Annotated in this window: 13 protein-coding genes and 5 pseudogenes; 5 read left to right on the top strand and 13 right to left on the bottom strand. The window is 58.8% G+C overall.

From position 1 onward, the window contains the following. The 3 genes from APH44_RS27955 to APH44_RS27965 all read right to left on the bottom strand — a co-directional run. Positions 1–1,120, bottom strand: a 1,120-nt coding sequence (locus APH44_RS27955) for a 2Fe-2S iron-sulfur cluster-binding protein (RefSeq protein WP_156343813.1), incomplete at its 3' end; no start/stop codon positions are given. After that, complete coding sequence (locus APH44_RS27960) at positions 1,117–2,667, bottom strand: NADH-quinone oxidoreductase subunit NuoF (RefSeq protein ID WP_054895548.1); 1,551 nt, start codon at positions 2,665–2,667, stop codon at positions 1,117–1,119. The genes APH44_RS27955 and APH44_RS27960, both read right to left, overlap by 4 nt. Beyond that, positions 2,664–3,146: a formate dehydrogenase subunit gamma gene (locus tag APH44_RS27965; RefSeq protein WP_054895549.1), complete on the bottom strand. Its 483-nt coding sequence runs from the start codon at positions 3,144–3,146 to the stop codon at positions 2,664–2,666. Before APH44_RS27965 ends, APH44_RS27960 begins: the two co-directional genes overlap by 4 nt. A gap of 528 nt (positions 3,147–3,674) precedes the next feature. On the opposite strand from APH44_RS27965, the gene APH44_RS27970 reads away from it, so the two are divergent. Then, positions 3,675–6,992, top strand: a complete 3,318-nt coding sequence (locus APH44_RS27970; RefSeq protein WP_054895550.1) for a type III effector HrpK domain-containing protein — start codon at positions 3,675–3,677, stop codon at positions 6,990–6,992. 144 nt (positions 6,993–7,136) lie between these two features. Here APH44_RS27970 and APH44_RS27975 read toward each other — a convergent pair whose 3' ends face one another. Together APH44_RS27975 and APH44_RS27980 are read right to left on the bottom strand one after the other, a co-directional pair. Next, positions 7,137–8,378 (bottom strand): M20/M25/M40 family metallo-hydrolase, encoded by a 1,242-nt coding sequence (locus APH44_RS27975; protein WP_054895551.1) that lies wholly within the window; start codon positions 8,376–8,378, stop codon positions 7,137–7,139. 137 nt (positions 8,379–8,515) lie between these two features. Further along, entirely contained in the window at positions 8,516–8,701 is a 186-nt protein-coding gene (locus APH44_RS27980) for a hypothetical protein (protein ID WP_081255346.1), read from the bottom strand. Between the two features lie 601 nt (positions 8,702–9,302). On the opposite strand from APH44_RS27980, the gene APH44_RS27985 reads away from it, so the two are divergent. Further along, positions 9,303–10,661, top strand: a complete 1,359-nt coding sequence (locus APH44_RS27985; protein WP_256216679.1) for a hypothetical protein — start codon at positions 9,303–9,305, stop codon at positions 10,659–10,661. A gap of 1 nt (position 10,662) precedes the next feature. Here APH44_RS27985 and APH44_RS29605 read toward each other — a convergent pair. The 3 genes and pseudogenes from APH44_RS29605 to APH44_RS27995 form a co-directional block, all read right to left on the bottom strand. Beyond that, positions 10,663–10,821 (bottom strand): annotated as a pseudogene (locus APH44_RS29605) (DNA polymerase V subunit UmuC); the annotation flags it as partial. A 177-nt stretch (positions 10,822–10,998) separates the two neighbouring features. Further along, the gene (gene umuC, locus APH44_RS27990; protein WP_054895554.1) at positions 10,999–12,270 is read right to left on the bottom strand and encodes a translesion error-prone DNA polymerase V subunit UmuC; all 1,272 of its coding nucleotides are present in this window, start codon (positions 12,268–12,270) and stop codon (positions 10,999–11,001) included. Next, positions 12,260–12,688 (bottom strand): LexA family transcriptional regulator, encoded by a 429-nt coding sequence (locus APH44_RS27995; protein ID WP_054895555.1) that lies wholly within the window; start codon positions 12,686–12,688, stop codon positions 12,260–12,262. Before APH44_RS27995 ends, umuC begins: the two co-directional genes overlap by 11 nt. A 106-nt stretch (positions 12,689–12,794) precedes the next feature. On the opposite strand from APH44_RS27995, the gene APH44_RS28000 reads away from it, so the two are divergent. Beyond that, a complete protein-coding gene (locus APH44_RS28000; protein ID WP_054895556.1) occupies positions 12,795–13,499 on the top strand; it encodes an SOS response-associated peptidase family protein in 705 nt (234 codons plus the stop codon). Positions 13,500–14,355: 856 nt separating this feature from the next. Here the strand turns inward: APH44_RS28000 and APH44_RS28005 are convergent. From APH44_RS28005 to APH44_RS28010, 3 genes and pseudogenes are all read right to left on the bottom strand, one after another. After that, positions 14,356–14,595 carry a hypothetical protein gene (locus tag APH44_RS28005; protein ID WP_054895557.1) on the bottom strand — a complete coding sequence of 80 codons (240 nt, stop codon included), beginning with the start codon at positions 14,593–14,595 and terminating at the stop codon, positions 14,356–14,358. A 54-nt stretch (positions 14,596–14,649) separates the two neighbouring features. Then, complete coding sequence (locus tag APH44_RS30180; RefSeq protein WP_177339397.1) at positions 14,650–14,823, bottom strand: hypothetical protein; 174 nt, start codon at positions 14,821–14,823, stop codon at positions 14,650–14,652. Between the two features lie 144 nt (positions 14,824–14,967). Then, a pseudogene (locus APH44_RS28010) lies at positions 14,968–15,757 on the bottom strand (DNA adenine methylase). A 172-nt stretch (positions 15,758–15,929) separates the two neighbouring features. Between APH44_RS28010 and APH44_RS28015 the strand changes: the two are divergent. Next, positions 15,930–16,478, top strand: coding sequence for a hypothetical protein (locus APH44_RS28015; protein ID WP_054895558.1), 549 nt, complete (start codon positions 15,930–15,932; stop codon positions 16,476–16,478). A 20-nt stretch (positions 16,479–16,498) separates the two neighbouring features. Here APH44_RS28015 and APH44_RS30555 read toward each other — a convergent pair. Beyond that, positions 16,499–16,618: pseudogene (locus APH44_RS30555) on the bottom strand (lysis protein); the annotation flags it as partial. On the opposite strand from APH44_RS30555, the pseudogene APH44_RS28020 reads away from it, so the two are divergent. Continuing rightward, positions 16,617–16,802 (top strand): annotated as a pseudogene (locus APH44_RS28020) (pyocin activator PrtN family protein); the annotation flags it as partial. The pseudogenes APH44_RS30555 and APH44_RS28020 sit on opposite strands and share 2 nt — an antisense overlap. Before the next feature lie 210 nt (positions 16,803–17,012). Here APH44_RS28020 and APH44_RS30185 read toward each other — a convergent pair. Beyond that, positions 17,013–17,290: pseudogene (locus APH44_RS30185) on the bottom strand (hypothetical protein); the annotation flags it as partial.

Consider the following 17,290-nt stretch of genomic DNA (forward strand, 5'->3'; position numbering starts at 1 on the left):
CGCAGGTGTCGACGTTGTTGTTGCCGAAGGCGGCACGCACCAGCTTCTGCACCAGATAGGCTTCTTCGTTGGTGCAACGGCTGGAGGTGATACCGCCGATCGAATCGCGTCCGTACTTGAGCTGAATACGTCGGAACTCACTGGCGGCATAGGCCAGCGCCTCATCCCAACTGACTTCCTGCCATGGGTCTTCAAGGCGCTTGCGGATCATCGGCGTGGTGATGCGATCCGGGTGGGTGGCGTAGCCCCAGGCGAAGCGCCCCTTGACGCAGGCGTGACCGTGGTTGGCGCCACCGTTCTTGTCCGGGACCATGCGCACCAGTTGATCGCCCTTCATCTCGGCGCGGAACGAGCAGCCCACCCCGCAATAGGCGCAGGTGGTGATCACCGCACGCTCCGGCTGGCCGAGCTGGACCAAACTCTTCTCAGTCAGGGTCGCTGTCGGGCAGGCCTGCACGCAGGCGCCGCACGACACGCACTCGGAGGCGAGGAAATTCTCGCCACCGGCCGCTGCCACCCGCGACTCGAAGCCTCGACCACTGATGGTCAGGGCGAAGGTGCCCTGAATGTCTTCGCAGGCACGCACACAGCGGCTGCAGACGATGCACTTGCTGGGCTCGTAGTCGAAGTACGGGTTGGAGACGTCCTTGGCCTCGTCAAGATGGTTGGCGCCGTCATAGCCATAGCGCACCTCGCGCAGGCCCACCTGGCCGGCGACTGTTTGCAACTCGCAGTTGCCATTGGCAGAGCAGGTCAGGCAGTCCAGCGGGTGATCGGAGATGTACAGCTCCATGACATTGCGCCGCAGGTCGGCCAGGCGCGGCGTCTGGGTGCGCACCACCATGCCTTCGCTGACCGGCGTGGTGCATGAAGCCGGGTAGCCGCGCATACCTTCGATCTCGACCATGCACATGCGGCACGAGCCGAAGGCTTCGAGGCTGTCGGTGGCGCACAGCTTGGGGATGCTGGTGCCCAGCAGCGCGGCGGCGCGCATCACCGAGGTGCCTGCGGGGACGCTGATCGCACGGCCGTCGATGTTCAGGCTGACCTGCAGCTCACTGTCGCGGGCAGGCGTGCCCAGGTCGATGTCGCTGTTGGCGGGGTCGAAATAGTTGATCATTGTGCGGCCTCCGAGCTGGCCAGACCGAAATCGGCGGGGAAGTGCTTGAGGGCGCTGGCCACCGGGTAAGCGGTCATCCCGCCCATGGCGCACAGCGAGCCGTACTGCATCGTGTCGCACAAATCGCGCAGCAGGTGCGCCTGGTCTTCGCGCGCAGCAGGGTCGCTGCTGGCGATCAGGCGATCCACCACCTCCATGCCGCGGGTCGACCCGATGCGGCACGGCGTGCACTTGCCGCAGGATTCCTCGGCGCAGAACTGCAGGGCGAAACGCGCCATGCCGGCCATATTCAGCGTGTCGTCGGCGACCACCACACCGCCATGGCCGATCATCGCGCCAATGGCGGCGAAGGCCTCGTAGTCCAGCGGCGTATCGAACTGCGACGGCGGCACCCAGGCACCCAGCGGGCCACCGACCTGCGCAGCTTTCAGCGGACGACCACTGGCGGTACCACCGCCATACCCCTCGACCAGCTCACGCAGGGTCAGGCCAAAGGCACGCTCGACCAGCCCACCCTGGCGCACGTTGCCCGCCAGTTGGAACGGCAAGGTGCCCAGCGAACGGCCCATGCCAAAGTCGCGATAGAAGGCTGCACCTTTTGCCAGGATGATCGGCACCGAAGCCAAGGTCAGGACGTTGTGCACCAGCGTCGGCTGGCCGAACAGGCCCTCGAGCGCCGGCAGCGGCGGCTTGGCGCGCACGATGCCGCGCTTGCCTTCGATCGACTCCAGCAGCGCCGTTTCCTCGCCGCAAATATAAGCACCAGCCCCCACACGCACTTCGAGCTCGAAGGCCACGCCGCTGCCGGTGACGTCCAGATAACCGGCTTCGCGGGCCAGCATCACGGCCTCGTCGAGCACTCGAATGGCGTCCGGGTATTCGGAGCGCACATAGATATAGCCTTTGCTAGCGCCGACCGCGAGGCCGGCGATGATCATGCCTTCGATCAGCAGGAACGGATCGCCTTCCATCAGCATGCGGTCGGCAAAGGTGCCGGAGTCGCCTTCGTCGGCGTTGCAGACGATGTACTTCTGCCCGGCCGGTGCCTGGCGCACGGTGCGCCATTTGATACCCGCTGGAAACGCAGCCCCGCCTCGGCCACGCAGGCCGGAATCCAGAACCGCGGCAACCACTGCATCGCCGTCCATCAATGCAGCCTTGCGCAAGCCCTCGAAGCCCCCATGGGCTTGATAGTCGTCCAGCGAACATGGCCGGGTGATGCCTGCGCGGGCAAACAGCAGGCGCTGCTGGGTCTTCAGGTAAGGGATCTGTTCGACAGGGCCCAATGCCAGTGGATGCTCAGCCCCTTTGTCCAGGGCCTCCAGAAGGCCCGGCACGTCTTCGGGCATGACCGGCCCGAAGCCCAGGCGCCCTTCGGCGCTTTCCAGCTCCAGCAATGGCTCGAGCCAATACAGGCCACGCGAGCTGGTGCGCCGGATCTGCAGCGGCAGTTGCCGCTGCGCGGCCTTACGTTCGAAGGCCTCGGCGACCTGGTCGGCGCCGACTGCGCGAGCCAGCGAATCGCAGGAAATACACAGCTTGATCATGCGCCCGCCTCCACCCTGCAGCTGTTCACCAAAGCCTGCAGACGCTCGGGCGTGAGCCGCGCGTGCACCTGGCCGTCCAGCTCCAGCGCTGGCGAACAGGCGCAAGCGCCGAGGCAGTACACCGGGCGCAGACTCAATGCACCGTCTGCAGTGGTGCCATGGTCGTCCAGCCCGAGCTGTTCGCGCAGTTGCGCGGCCAGGGCTTCGGCGCCGCGGCTCTGGCACGACTCGGCGCGGCACAGGCGCAGGGTGTGGCGTGCCGGGGGCGAAGTGCGGAAATCATGGTAGAAGCTGATCACCCCACGCACCTCGGCGAGGCTGAGGTTCAGCGCATGGGCGATCTCGGGGACTGCTTCATCGGGTACATGGCCCAGGCCTTGCTGGATGGCGTGGAGGATCGGCAACAGCGCGCCGGGCACCTCCTTGTGGTTGTCCAGCACACGCTGGATCAAGGGCAGGTCAAGCGTCTCTTCAGGCATACAGCGGACCTCGGCAACCCGGATCCGCCCGAAGGTGCGGGCAGGTGTCCGGCGGTGTTCTGCTGTGGCGTTCCGGGCCTGTCACGGTCACAGGATCACGGTCGCCCACCTCGTCCAAGCCGGTGCGTCTGTGCGCACTCGGTCCTCGGACATCCTGATAAGAATGGCACCGTTGGCCGAAAACGATAGCGCGCAAGCGACAGGGCACATCCTGAAACCGACGCATGCGAGACTGCACATAAGCTCACCTCCACAAGCGCAGTGCCAATCAGGGAAAGATAGTTTCGAGTAATTTCACAACATTTCACTTAGTTAATAGCTTGCCGATTACAATGGCGATTTACCAAACAACACTTCACTTGACAGGTAATTGAATTCACAACTTCCGCCGGGGCAATCACCTCATTTAGCAAACGCGTGAAAACGATAATAAATTCACGCTTCGCACGTTTCTTTTACAATTTGAAACAAATATGACTTGTTGTCTCCTTATCGTCGGAATCCTCCTGTATCACTAGGTCCGGCCCCATGAAAACCTCGAACACCGACGCCCCTGGCACAACGTCCTCGGACAATCCCCTCGCCCGTTTCGAAACCGCGGTCACCCGCTCGCTTTCCAACTTCAAGGACACGCCAGACCCCACGCCGGCCGGCAACAAACGCTTCGTCGTCGCCGCCGCGGTCGACAACAAGAAGGAAGCGGAAATCGCCGCCGCGCTGGCCACCCACGACCCGGAAGTCATCAAGCACCTCAACGATCCCAACCTCGCCGATATCGGCAACACCGGCATCCCGCTGGCCAACATCGCCTCGATCACCAAGCTCTCCGACAACGTCCTGGACCTCAAGACCCGCGACGGCCGCGACATCGTCATCATCAAGCAGATGACCCCCTACCTGTTCGACGGCATGGCCAGCAAGACCGACGCCGTGGACGCCCTGAACAAGAGCAAGGCCGAGGGCTATCGCATCGCCCAGGCCGGCGATGTGCCACCGGGCATGGACGACTACAAGTTCATCGGCCCTGCCGACGAGGTCGGCCCCGGCCTGATTCGCTACGAAACCCAGTCCGGCGACAAGGTGATCGTCGCCAACGAGACCAACCATGCCCTGTTCGACCAGGTGAAGTCCGACGGCGAAGCCCTCACCCTGATCAACAAGAGCGAGCAGGAAGGCTATCGCCTGGCCAGGGCCGACGAGCCCGCCGATGGCATCAAGGCCATCGGTACGCCCGAGGAACTGGGCCACGGCCTGATTCGCTACGAAACCGAAAGCGGCGAGAAGATCATCGTCTCCCAAGGCATCAGCCCGGATCTCTATGCCTCGATGAGCAAGGCGTCCAACGGCATCTTCGGTGTCGACGGCGCGGTCGACACCAGCTGGATCGACAACTCCAAGTACGCCAGCGGTGTGCGCGACTGGGACACCATCACCGGCAACAAGGGCGGCGACAAGCCCACCCAGGCCGAAAAAGACCTGGAGCGTCCGCGCGCCGCATCCAAGATGCTCAGCGATAACTGGGACAAATGGGGCCTGCACGACCGCAAGATCGACTTCGCCAACCCACCCAGCGACCTGCCGCCCGAGGCGCAGGCCACGCTCAAGTACCTGGCGGGCAGCCCGAGCCTGATGAACGCCCTGGACAGCGGCGGCCTGGGCAAGAGCGATGGCGTCATCACCCACGCCGATGTCGACAAGTTCATCAGCCAGCAGAACAAGGACCTGTCGGCCGCCTCCTCTTCCTATTCGAAATTCCTCTCGAAAAACCCGGGCGCTTCCGACCTGGCCAAGGAAAACGCCAAGTCCGCAGCCATCGTCATGGCCAACATCTCGTTGGTCAGCAGCGCCGGCCCGCAGATGGAAGGCGCCAACCAGCGCGCCAACAACGGCAGCCTGACCACGGACAACCTCAACGCGATCAAGTCCGACAGCGGCCTGAGCCCCGAGCTGACAGGCGCTGCCGGTTACTGGTCCAACCCAGGCATGTGGCACGTGATGGACTCGGCCGGCGACCACCCCGCGACCGCCTCCTCCGACGGCATCGTCCAGCAGAAGAACATCGGCGCCTGGCTGGAAAACCAGGCGCCGAAGGACGACCACGGCGTGCTGATGATGCTCAGCAACGCCTCGATTCGCGGCTCTCTGGCGGGCGTGGACACCTCCAAGCTGACCAAGGATGTGCTCGAGCACCCCGAGAACTACGACGGCAAGACCAAGGCCGCGGCCATGCTGGAGATCACCGACGCGCGTGCGCGCCTGCAGGCCAGCGACAAGGTCGACGGCGACCTGTATGCCGGCATCACCGCCGACAGCCAGTACCACCTCAACCCGACCAAGTCCAAGGTCATGAAGCAACTGGACGATGCCATCTCCAAGCTGGGCAACGACGCGGACGTCAAGGCCTACATGGCCGCAAACCAGGGCCCGGGCATGCGCGACATCATCAACGCCGACCCGGCGATGAAGAAAGCGCTACAACACAGCCAGGACAGCCAGATCAACAGCGGCAACATCATCAACACCGCCCTGGCCACCAAGGACGCCAATGGCAACCGGTTGTCGCTGCCCGACGCCCTCGCCCTGGCCGGTACCGATGCCACCCTGACCGACCTCGCCCTGGGCGGCGACGGCAACGTCGACCTGGCATCGATCGCCGACAAGTCGGGCAAGTCCGGGGATATCGAGCAGTATTTCCGCGAGCACATCCTCAACGGCAAGGACCTGGAGGACGGCCTGTCCAAAGGCGGCGACCCGATGACCGTCATCGGCCAGTACGCCTCCAATGCCGCGCTGTTCAAAGAGTTCCTCGGCGACAAGGTGACGCCGCAGGAAGCCTCCGAAGTCGGCCAGCGCATCAACCAGGCAGTGTCCGATTCGCTGATCGACGGTGCCGACAAGAATACGCTCAAGGATATCTTTGGCGACGGCAACGGCAACTTCGATGAAAACAAGGCCAAGGCCATCATCGACAAGGCCATGGCCGACGATCCAGACATGTTCAAGGACTCCAGCGGTGCGCCGATCCGCCCGCAGGATGTGATCTCGATGCTGCGCTCGGTGTGGGACACCAACCGCCAGGGCGAGAAGATCAGCGACGTCCTGCCCAAGTCGATCGACGGTCTGAAGCTCAATGTCAGCGAGTCGTACAAGCAAGGCCTGCTGCACATCGGCAGCGCCCTGCTCGCCGGTGGTGTGCTGGCTGCGCGTTCCGCCACCGGTGGCAACAGCCCGACCGACAACGCCTCGCGGGTTTCGGCAGGCATGCAGTTCGCCGGCCTGATCATCGAGGGCGGCACCAAGTACGCCAAGGAAGCCGGTTATGGCATGGTCTGGAAACCCACCCCGGTCGACCCGTCCAAACCCGCGCCGATCGGCGAATTCCCGACCGGCAAGATGGTGCAGAACACCGACGGCATCAACCGCCTGGGCAACCTGGGCAAGGTCATCGGCGGTGCGGGCAGCTTCATCGGCGGCGTGCTGGGCCTGATCAGCGGCGTCAACAGCGCCTTCGCCGGTGACAAGGTCGGGGCCGGCTTCTCGCTGACCACCGGCGCGCTGGGTACAGGTGCAGCGATCACCTCGATCATCGAAGGCGGTGCGGGGCTGTTTGGCCTGGCCGATGTCGGCGCCATCGCCGGTGCCTTCTCCGGCGTGTTGGGCTGGGCCACGGCGGGGATCGGGCTGGTGGCAGGGATCGTGCTGCCGATCATCGAAGTGGCCAAGCGCGAGAAGATGCAGGACCAGTTCTTCGGCGAACTCAAGCCGGTGCTGGACAAGTACGACCTCACCGGCGGGCCGATCACTAAGGAGGATCGTGACGAGGAATACAACTTCGCCTACGGCTGAGGCAAGGCTGCCCGCGCCTGCAGCCCCGCGATACAGGGTTCTCAAAACCTGCGTGGGCCTTGTGGGAGCGGGCTTGCCCGCGAAAAAGACGCCGCGGCAGATGCCGGTCATCGCAGGACAATATCTACTTGATCCGACGCGCGCTTACTTCGCCGCCTCGGACAATTGCTGGATCAATGCCACCGTCAGATAAAGCCTCGGCGCGATGCTCGACAGCTCGATGTACTCGTCATCGGCATGCAATCCCGCTCCCACCACGCCCATGGTTTCAAGCACTGCCGGCTTCTCGCTGCCGGGCACGTAGGCATAGCCCGCATCAGTCCCGAAACGCATGGCGATCGGCTCGATATTGCGATCGATCTTCGCGTAGAGCGCCTGGGCGGTTTTCGCCAATTGCTCGGAGCCGGCGTTCTTCGCCAACGGCGGGCGGCCCTTGTCGAGGCGCACCGTCACGTCGGTGCCGTCGATGAGTTTTTTCTGCACCAGGCGTTGCGCTTCGGCCAGCACTCGGTCGCTTTCGCTCAGGTCCGAGTAGCGCATGTCCGCCTCGGCCGTGGCGCTGGCGGGAATGATGTTGCGCTTGTCGCCCGCCTTGACCATCGTCCAGTTGACCGTGGTGCCTTTGGCCGGGTCGCCGAGGTCCTTCAACTGCAGCATCTGGTGGGCCAGCTCCATGGCGGCATTACGCCCAGCCTCGGGTGCGGAGCCTGCGTGGGAAGACTTGCCTTTCACTTCGAGAAATACGCCATTGATGCCATTGGTCGCAACCGTCACCGCATCCTTGTCCGGTGGCTCGTACGAGAACACGTAGTCATGCTTGCGCGCCAGCTCCGCGATGATCGCCTTCGAGCCGCTGGAGCCGGTTTCCTCATCCGGGTTGAACAATACGGTCAAGGTGCCGAAGCCTTTGAACTTCTCGTCCTGCAGCAGCTTCAGCGAATGCAGGATCATCGCCACACCACCTTTGGCATCCGCCACGCCAGGACCATAGGCCCGCTCGCCCTCGACCTTGAACGGCCGCTTGGCAGCGGTGCCCGGCAGGAACACCGTGTCGTAGTGGACCATCAGCAGGAACGACTTGCTGCCGGTGCCCTTGAAGGTGCCGACGATATTGTCGCCCGCCGACGGGCTGGCCGGGCTGGTCTTGACCTCGGCACCCAACGCCTTGAGCCGCTCGACCAGCAAGGCGCTGACGGTTTTCAGCCCCGGCGCCTGGCCGGTTCCGGTATCGACATTGACCAGTTGCTTGACGGTGGCGAGATAGGCCTTCTGCTCGGCTTCGGCCTTTTTCAATAGCGCGTCGGGAGTCAGGTTGGCGGCGAGTGCGGAAAACGACAGGAATGACAAGGCGATGGCAGCGGCGATCGATGAGCGTCGGATGGGCATGCGAAGTCCTTTATCAATGCAAGGGGAACCTGCAGCTTTGACCATCGATGGCGCTGGCGCCAGCTTTGTAGACCATTTTATGAAGTGCAGGCCATTGGCCTTGATGCAAGAAACCCCGCGATTGCGGGGCTGGGGATTCAGGCAAAGACCTTGATTGTCAGTGCGGTGATACCCGCCACTGCTGTCACCAGACCGGTAGCGATGCCGATCGGGTACCAGAAGGTTTCTCGGGTCAATTTGCCTGCTTCGGCATTGAGCTTGCGAGTCTCTGCCATCAGTTTGGCGATTTCGACGTGAATCTTCTCCGCTTCGGCTTGGGGCATGTCGTATGGATGCATGAGTCTTCCCTTCGGTGCGGGCTGTTTGTGGATTTCGACATGGTGCGAGTTGATTGAGGCGAATAATCTATCGTAAGGCGGATGCCCGGCAAAGTCAGCGGGAAGCTATCCAGGCCGTAGGGGGGTTCGCGGGCAATGTTTCCCTGACGTACTGACCGTCGGGGCCGCGGCAAGCAAGGCTCTACAGGGCAAATACCTGGTGCTTTTGGGAAACTGGCGCCCTGAACGCCTCCTGTCACTGCTCTGTGGGTACAGCACCCCCAAACGATGGTTACAACGCGACAAAATTGTCGAAATTGAATACGTTGCACGAACGCACCGCATCACACGTTTCAACCCCACGTACCACGTGCCCTGAATCCTCCCGCCGGTTCAGCGTTACATTGATGATGGATTGGGGGCATTCTTCCTAAAACACCCAAATCACGAGGCCTCTACAGCAAACCTTACTCACTCGTACCAATTTTGTACCATCAGCGCTAGAAAAAACGCAGTCGCATACCTCCTCTCAGCGTCGATCTTGCTTCAAAAACTCCCTCCCAGTAATGTCAAGGATTCTTATCAGCAGAGCCCGCGGAGGGCATGAGTGACTAATTTCGTGTTCTCGAGGCGAGCGATCCAGACATGTATCAACTCACTGGACCAAACCCTTGACATTTCTCAGCTTGCTGCGATTGTGAAGCGCCTCAATGCTAGAGATGAATCTAGACTTCATGCAATGTGGGAGGTGGCTATTCTGTCAGCACTTTCCAATGCTGGAGCCCTTCAACATGAGGAAGCTCTGGCAAACGGCCGCTGCCCTGACATTTCCTGGAAGATAGACCAGCCGGGCGAAGGGGGTTTCACTGTCATAGGAGATATAACCACCATATCCGATGACGGCCTCGAAGATCAAAACCCCTTCAAATTTGTAAGCAGAGAAATAGTTCGACTGGCGTCGAAATATGGATTGTGCCCAGGCAGTTTTTGGATCGATGTTCGTGGCGAAACTGTCGGACAGCCACACAAAAGTAAGATGCGTTTAATGCTGCCAGAAAAATCCGCCCTCAGCAACTTTATCAAAACCGAGCTTGAGCCGTGGATACAAAAAATAAAGAGCAACAGCACAAAAAAATCCGTATTCGATCATCCCGAAGACTCTATCGGCCTTACGATCATATACGACCCTGATTGGAAGAACGGTGGCGGTAGTTACGCAAGCTATACAGTAGCAACTTCAAAATCTACAAACCCTCTATTCAGCGCCCTAAAAGGAAAAGTCAAGCAATTAAATGGCGCACCAGATGACGCAGTTCGTATTATTTTTGCATGCGACGGGGGTTGTGACCTTATTAGGCGGGGCAGAACGGGAAGGTCCCACTACACTTACAACTCAATAGAAGTAGCTGAGGACTTCCTCCGACAGAACAGCAGCATTGACTTTGTTTTGTTGAGCACAATACATGAAGTCCATCATCCCTTTGGCTTACCGACCAAATACAGCATGAGCTATGAGCTAATCTGCGCCCCCCCAAAGTTCCGATCCCCTCGTGTGACAGATGAGTGCATTGAGTCCCTCACTAGAGCCTTAAACAATGCCTTACCAAACATCCCCCAGCCACTTCGCCCTGCGTATAACGCCGCATCGCTCTTGAAAACACCAGGTGTCGGCCATGATCGATTAGGAGCATACTCGATGCAAGGTAACAAAGTAACAATTTCCTCCAGAGGCTTGATCAAGTTACTAGCAGATGAGATTTCCGCAGAAGAGTTTAAAAAAGCACACCAATGGGAAGACTCTGGCTTTGATCAGAACCCTTTCACAAGGCACCTTAACAATGGCCTAATGATCAGCAAAATAGAAGTAACTTCAGGCAACGATATAGATGATGATGAAATTACGTTCACCATCGATAAATGGGACGCCGCCAACAGCCCTTTCAGGACGCCCAACACTAACGAATAAAAATAAGCCCTTTAGCATCGTATGACAGGGCGATCACGCAGCCGTCGTTGTTGCTCAACACGACAATCGGGGGTAACGCCCAATCAGGCCGGAACACGCGCTTACAGCTCGCATAAAACGATTTGTAGTCGATCAGCGCGAAAACTTGATCACTGCGCATGGTCACACACGCTGTCGCGCACCATACCCCGATTGTGCCGGAGTATTGACGAGAAAAAGCGCCAAGCCCTGTATACAAAGGGCTTTGGCGCTTTTTATGTCGGCGGGAAGAGCCCGCAAGGGGCATAGAGGGGCATGGAATGGCGCTTGGTTTGCCCCATTTTTGCCCCACTCCCCTCTACCGAACTCGCCACAATTGGTCGATCCGCGTGGTATATGACCTACTCATCAGCTCGCGGCGCATACCCCAATCGGGGGTGCGCGGGACGCTACCAGCCCTCATTGTGCCTCGCCCATATCGGTCGTTGATCTGGTCCACCACCGACATCAGTTTTACGCTCGCCACAGGCTGCGTGATCGCGAAGAGATCGTCCGTGAATTCACCTGGCTGGCACAAGTCGAGTAGTAGCACTTCGGCCTTGCTGTATCGATATCCCTCCCTGAAAACACGTTCCACCGCGCTTGTCGCCGCTCTAGTCAGCAGTAGCGTATCGTTCGTAGGGTAAGGCAGCTCCACAAGCGCCCCCTGCGCATGATGCAGCTCATCAGGATTGAACATGCCGGTACGGATACTCACTCGCATGCGCTTGCATACCGAGCCCTGCGCCCGCAGCTTTTCGGCCGCTCGCCCGGTGTAGGTGGCCACGGCCTGCTTGATCGGGACAAGCTCACTCAGCCGCTTGCCGAACATCCTGCTGCAGCAGATCTCCTGCTTCGGGGGTGCTGCCTCATCCAGCTCCAGGCAGGGAACGCCAGCCAGCTCGCGCGCGGTCTTCTCTAGGACCACGCTGAACTTGTCCCGCAACATGCGCGGATCAGCCTTTGCCAGGTCCATGGCTTTCTGAATCCCCATGCTCTGCAGGTGCTCGGTCATCCGCCGCCCAATACCCCACACCTCCTTGATCTCGGTATTACGCAACACCCAGTCACGCTCGAAGTCCGTCGTGATATCGACCACGCCGCCCGTGTGCGCCTGCAGCCGCTTTGCGGTGTGGTTGGCCAGCTTTGCGAGGGTCTTGGTACGCGCGATGCCTACACCGACCGGTATGCCGGTACGCTGCAGCACCTTGGCCCGCACGTCGCGGCCGAACTGGGTCAAGCTGCCCTGCACGCCTGTAAGATCGGCGAAGCACTCGTCGATCGAATAGACCTCAGCCGCAGGCACCATCGATTCGATGATCGACATTACGCGCTCACTCATGTCGCCATACAGCGCGTAATTGGAGGAGAACGCCACCACGCCGTGCCGCTTCAGCTTCTCGCGGCATTGGAAGTAAGGTTCTCCCATCTTCACGAACGGTTTAGCGTCATAGCTGCGCGCGATCACGCAGCCGTCGTTGTTGCTCAGCACCACGATAGGGGTTTTGGCCAGATCCGGCCGGAACACGCGTTCGCAGCTCGCGTAGAACGAGTTGCAATCGATCAGCGCAAACACCTGGTCACTGCGCATGATCGCGCACGCTGTAGCGAACCACACCCCAGATGACCAGGTCATCGTCCTCCATCACGTACCGGGGCGGATAACGGGGGTTTTCGGACTGAAGCATCACCACCCCACCCCGCCTGTGCAGGCGTTTGCAGACAGGCTCAGCGTTGATCGCAGCGATCACAATGTCGCCATGCTCTGCATCCTTGCTACGGTCTACGATAAGAAGGTCGCCGGAAAAAATGCCAGCGCCCTGCATGCTGTCGCCCTCCACTTGCACCAGGTACACATGGGGCGCCCGTAGCTCGAATAGCTCATCCAGCGAGATGTGACGCTCCAGATGATCCGCCGCTGGCGAGGGGAAGCCTGCAGGCACTCGAAACGAGTACACGGGCAGCAACGCAGGGCCACCGGTCGGGACTCCCAGGAAAGTGATGGTCATGAGGGGTTATTCCAGATAGATAACTGTATATATGTACAGTTAACTGTCAGATCTTTCGCCCGTCAACGTGAGGGGTGTGGAAGCCGACGAACGAGCGAGGTGAGGTATGTGCGGGCGCTACTCGATCTACGAACCCATGGACAACTACCTCCGACAGTTGAGCCTCGACCTGGTCGTGATCAATGGCTATGACCACGAGCAGATCAATCGATACAACGTCGCCCCCTCCACCCGAGTGGAGGTGATTCGACCTGCGCCGGAAGGGTTGAGGGTGGATCGAGTGAAATGGGGATGGGCGCCGTTTTGGGCGAAGGGTAAGCGTCCTGACCCAATCAATGCGCGGGCAGAAACGGTGGCGACGGGGAAGTTCTTCAAATCGCTTTGGACGAATGGCCGAGCCTTGGCACCGGCGAACGGCTGGTACGAGTGGGTACTCGATCCAGCAGACCCAAAGCGCAAGCAGCCCTATTACATCAGCTCAAATTCAGGTGAGCCCTTGTTCTTTGCTGCCTTGGCGGAAGTGCATGACCAACTCCAGCCGGACGAGCGTGACGGCTTCGTAATCATTACCGCCGACGCCGATGAGGGTTTGCTCGACGTCCATGACCGCAAACCGCTGGTACTCACCCCAGATGGTGCCAGGGAGTGGATCGACCTCAACACAACGGCAGAACGTGCCGAAGAAATCGTGCGACAAGGCTGTCGCCCCGCTGCCGATTTTAAGTGGCACCCTGTCTCTAAGCTGGTGGGGAATGTTCGCAATCAGGGAGCCGAGCTTATAGAGCCTGTCCCTTTGCAAACCTCAGAATAGCTGCCCCAGCTGATCCGACACCTAGTTGAGAATCCCGCTCGTCACTTCGACATTGCGGTACCGCATGTTCACCGTGGTATCGCAGATGTCGACGTTCTCGAAATGAAAGTCGCGAAGAGTACAGACCGGCTTCGAAACCGCTGCGTTCCAACTGCCGCCATGGTAAGCGAGCCCAAATCTTACGCCCTGCGTGTCGAAAACATAGGCTGTGATTCACCGTACGCCGACTTGTAGTCTAATTCGAGCATAAGGTGCTCGCCCAAGAACGTATCAATATCTGATATCCCAGGACTGCACTGTACAGTGCAAACCTCAATAATGTGGCCAGCAGGAACGACGTAATCTAGATAGAAGAATTCATGCCCCCGCAATGTACAACCCGGCAAACCTTCGAACGCTTTTTCAATCAACGGAGGTCCCTCACCCTCTACTCGCATCCCACCACGGTACACCCTTGCACCAGTGATGATCGCCGGTCCAAGCCCATCATTACGAACTTCGAACTTGAACTCTCCATCTTCGGTGGACGAACTATGGCCGCCCAAATGTGGGCGGACACTTAACTTATTATGAACTCTCGAAAGGTGGGACTGCCATATAGTCGCCCCTAGCGCAAGCAGCGATATAAGCACTGCTACCCACGGCGCTAGATCCCATCCAGCATCTGGAGGAAAACAATAATAGGATATATCAGAGACCATTTTCACCCCAATGAGAAATCTGACACGCTAGAAGTTGCGTTAAACCTCAAAGCATGCCGCATAAAAAAAGGGCCCCCGCATACTAGGGAGACGGGGGTGTGTCTTTGAACATATAACTACTACAAGCGACCGCAACACGCGGTGCCGAGCACCCATCATTCCACGGGGCCAATCACCCTCCCCTGTGCTGCCATCACCGCTGACCTTATGGTTTCCGGGTCGAACTTCTCCAGCGGCTCGGGCGGCATTGCGTTACCCAGATGATACTCGGCATATTGGTCGGCGCCGTCTTGACGCACGCACACCGCCAGTATTTGCCAGCCCTCATTCACCAGGCGCTGCGCCTGGGACTGATGATTGACCGTACGCAAACTCTTCACATCTTCCAACTTCATCAATGTAGTTCCTTTCTACCAGGGGCAGGAGGACAGCTGCTTAACGCCTGTGAGTCAGAAATCGCTCACCGGCAGGCTGGACTTGCCTAACACATAGGTTACGTAAGTGGTGGCGTTCGGCTCGGCACCCGGCACGACGGCAAGTAGAGTCCAGCCTTCGGCCAGCCTCTCATTGGCCTCGGTCGCGCCGCGCACCTCAATCACTTCTTGGGCGTCGCTCAGTTGCATCAGTGTTGCTCCTTGTTTTTGGAGTGGGATGGGTCCGCCAGTAGCGGGTAGTGGGCGAGCTCGAGCGCTAGAGGTCTCCTTGAGCACCTCGGCCATTACACTACTCAACTTTAGCTAACAGAACAGACTTCCGAGTTGTGAGATTTAAAAAAGCTCGCCCAAGGAGGCAGGTACCCAGTTCATTATCACCAGCTCGCCCGTCATTTCCGCCTTACCGTGCCGCTGATTGCCTGTGGTATAGCGGATATCAATACGCTCGAAGTGGAAGCCCTCGAACACACGCCGGATATCAGGATGGTCGTTGATGCTGACCATCACCCTGCCCTTGCAGCGCCGCATAAAGTCGGCCATTCGCTCGTACTCCTCGAAAGGGAAATCCACGCCATATCCTTCCGTTTTCCAGTAGGGCGGATCCATGTAGAAGAACGTGTGTGCTCGGTCATAACGCTCGGCGCAGGCGAGCCAAGAAAGGTTTTCGACGTACGTGCCAGCAAGCCGCTGCCACGCGGCCGCCAGATTCTCCTCAATGCGCGACAGGTTAATAGCCGGTCCTGTGGTGGCGGTACCGAACGTCTGCCCGGTGACCTTACCGCCGAACGCATGCTGCTGCAGGTAGAAGAACCGGGCGGCACGCTGGATGTCGGTCAGCGTCTCCGGGCGTGTCATCTTCTGCCACTCGAAGATCTGACGCGAGCTGAGCGCCCATTTGAACTGGCGGACGAACTCCTCAAGGTGGTTCTGCACAACCCGGTACAACGTGACCAAGTCGCCGTTGAGGTCGTTGAGCACCTCCACCGGGGCAGGCTGTGGACGCATGAAGTACAAGGCCGCACCTCCTGCGAAGACCTCCACATAGCATTCATGAGGGGGAAAGAGAGGGATCAAGCGGTCGGCGGCGCTTGCCGCCCATCCAGGGGATGATTGGAGAGGTCATATTATGCAAGTCTTTACTGTATGGATAAACAGGTGTTAGGCTCGCCGCGCTTTGTGCACAAGACAGGGGCCACCGCTGGACTTGCAGGAAGGGCCTGCGGGTTCGGCGGGCCGGGCTGGATGTTGACGCATCCGCCCGGCTCGCCTCTTTTCACTAGATCAAGGAGCCTCCCGTGGAAGATCAGGTAAAAAAAAATCTAAGGAAACTGAAGTTAGAAACCGCAGAGCTTTTCGGAAAACTAAAAACAGAGATACCGCTGGCTTTGCTCTTGGGGACGTTCCCACTGCTACTGTTTTCCTACTTCAAGCGGGATGTAGACGAGATACTGGGCGGATTATTGGCAATAGGACCATTGGTTTATTACTCAGTTTTTTTGCTGGCCCCTTACGCTCTGGTGCTGATCATCAAGCACACCATCCGCCTCAGCTTCGACTCTACCAGAGAAAAATTAAACTATATCCATTTAATTGTTGACGAAGTCGGTCTTGGCTTCCTAACCATTACGAGAACAGCATTAGGCGCAATTATTGGAATCCTGATCCTACTGCACTTTTCCGACATTATATCTGGCACGCCCAAGCAAATTGCGAACACATATGTCAACGTAGCATTTTTAACGATATTCAACTGCCTTGGAGCGCTAATTAAGGACTGGGCGAATAAAGGAATAAATAGGCCTCTAGAGCGAAACCCTATAAGGCTGGGCAAAAAACTCTACTGACCTCTAAATCCAAAGCTCGCCTATTTTGACAACTCACGAGCATATTGCTGACAGGCTTTCAGGGCAATGATTGCTCGGTCACCTTCGTCGGTGATGGCGATAATTCGCTGAGGATGCGCTCGGTCAAGGTAGGCGCGTACCCCTGACATGTTCCAACGCAAAGTTCTAGCCGGCCAGATCAAGCTACCTATTACCCGCCTTGAGCCAAGCCAGAAGAGCGCCCGAGGCATTCATATTGCTGACCTGGCTTTCTATTTGGATCAGCAGCGGGATGCTGCGCGAAAAGAGTGTGCGCAGCTGAACAAGTCGTTTCGGGGCGCCTAACCGCAAGAACACACCTCGGCAGGTCAGCTTCTGTCGCACGCCATGACCGCAGTAAACATTCGGCACAGCCAGCCAAATCAACTTGACTACATGTGTCGATAGCCGTCGACATTCGGCGGCTATCAAACCAACGCGGCCTTTGGCGGCGGGCAGCTAACGAGCTGAAGCTATCCTTCGTGCCTACAGGCATAAGCTACACCGTCGGTTCACTCATAGAGAATTGGTTCGAGTTAGACCGAGACTCAACCCACTGGGAAGATTTTCAATCGCAATAAGTGCTAGATTGTCGGTGATGATTCTACCGTCATTTAGCAGAGCGAACGAAGGCACCCAAAGAATTGCTTCTTTATCGAATTCATAGACCATTTGCCGACATACCTTTCCTTGAGCCTTAAGCCGCGAAATTAATAAGGCTGCTTGAGCACCCGCACCTGCTAAAGCATCCATGGCTGCATGAAGCTTTTTTGAATCTTTACCCCTGAATAGAA

It is taken from the genome of Pseudomonas sp. NBRC 111143 (genome assembly GCF_001320965.1).
GTDB classification, from domain to species: Bacteria; Pseudomonadota; Gammaproteobacteria; order Pseudomonadales; family Pseudomonadaceae; genus Aquipseudomonas; species Aquipseudomonas machongensis.

Excerpts from the sequence above, each read along its gene's own strand:
- umuC (WP_054895554.1), bottom strand. The coding sequence starts at position 12,270 with ATGCGCAGTGACCAGGTGTTTGCGCTGATCGATTGCAACTCGTTCTAC.
- APH44_RS27975 (WP_054895551.1), bottom strand. The coding sequence starts at position 8,378 with ATGCCCATCCGACGCTCATCGATCGCCGCTGCCATCGCCTTGTCATTC.
- APH44_RS27960 (WP_054895548.1), bottom strand. The coding sequence starts at position 2,667 with ATGATCAAGCTGTGTATTTCCTGCGATTCGCTGGCTCGCGCAGTCGGC.
- APH44_RS27970 (WP_054895550.1), top strand. The coding sequence starts at position 3,675 with ATGAAAACCTCGAACACCGACGCCCCTGGCACAACGTCCTCGGACAAT.
- APH44_RS28005 (WP_054895557.1), bottom strand. The coding sequence starts at position 14,595 with ATGAAGTTGGAAGATGTGAAGAGTTTGCGTACGGTCAATCATCAGTCC.
- APH44_RS27995 (WP_054895555.1), bottom strand. The coding sequence starts at position 12,688 with ATGACCATCACTTTCCTGGGAGTCCCGACCGGTGGCCCTGCGTTGCTG.
- APH44_RS27965 (WP_054895549.1), bottom strand. The coding sequence starts at position 3,146 with ATGCCTGAAGAGACGCTTGACCTGCCCTTGATCCAGCGTGTGCTGGAC.
- APH44_RS30180 (WP_177339397.1), bottom strand. The coding sequence starts at position 14,823 with ATGCAACTGAGCGACGCCCAAGAAGTGATTGAGGTGCGCGGCGCGACC.
- APH44_RS27980 (WP_081255346.1), bottom strand. The coding sequence starts at position 8,701 with ATGCCCCAAGCCGAAGCGGAGAAGATTCACGTCGAAATCGCCAAACTG.
- APH44_RS28000 (WP_054895556.1), top strand. The coding sequence starts at position 12,795 with ATGTGCGGGCGCTACTCGATCTACGAACCCATGGACAACTACCTCCGA.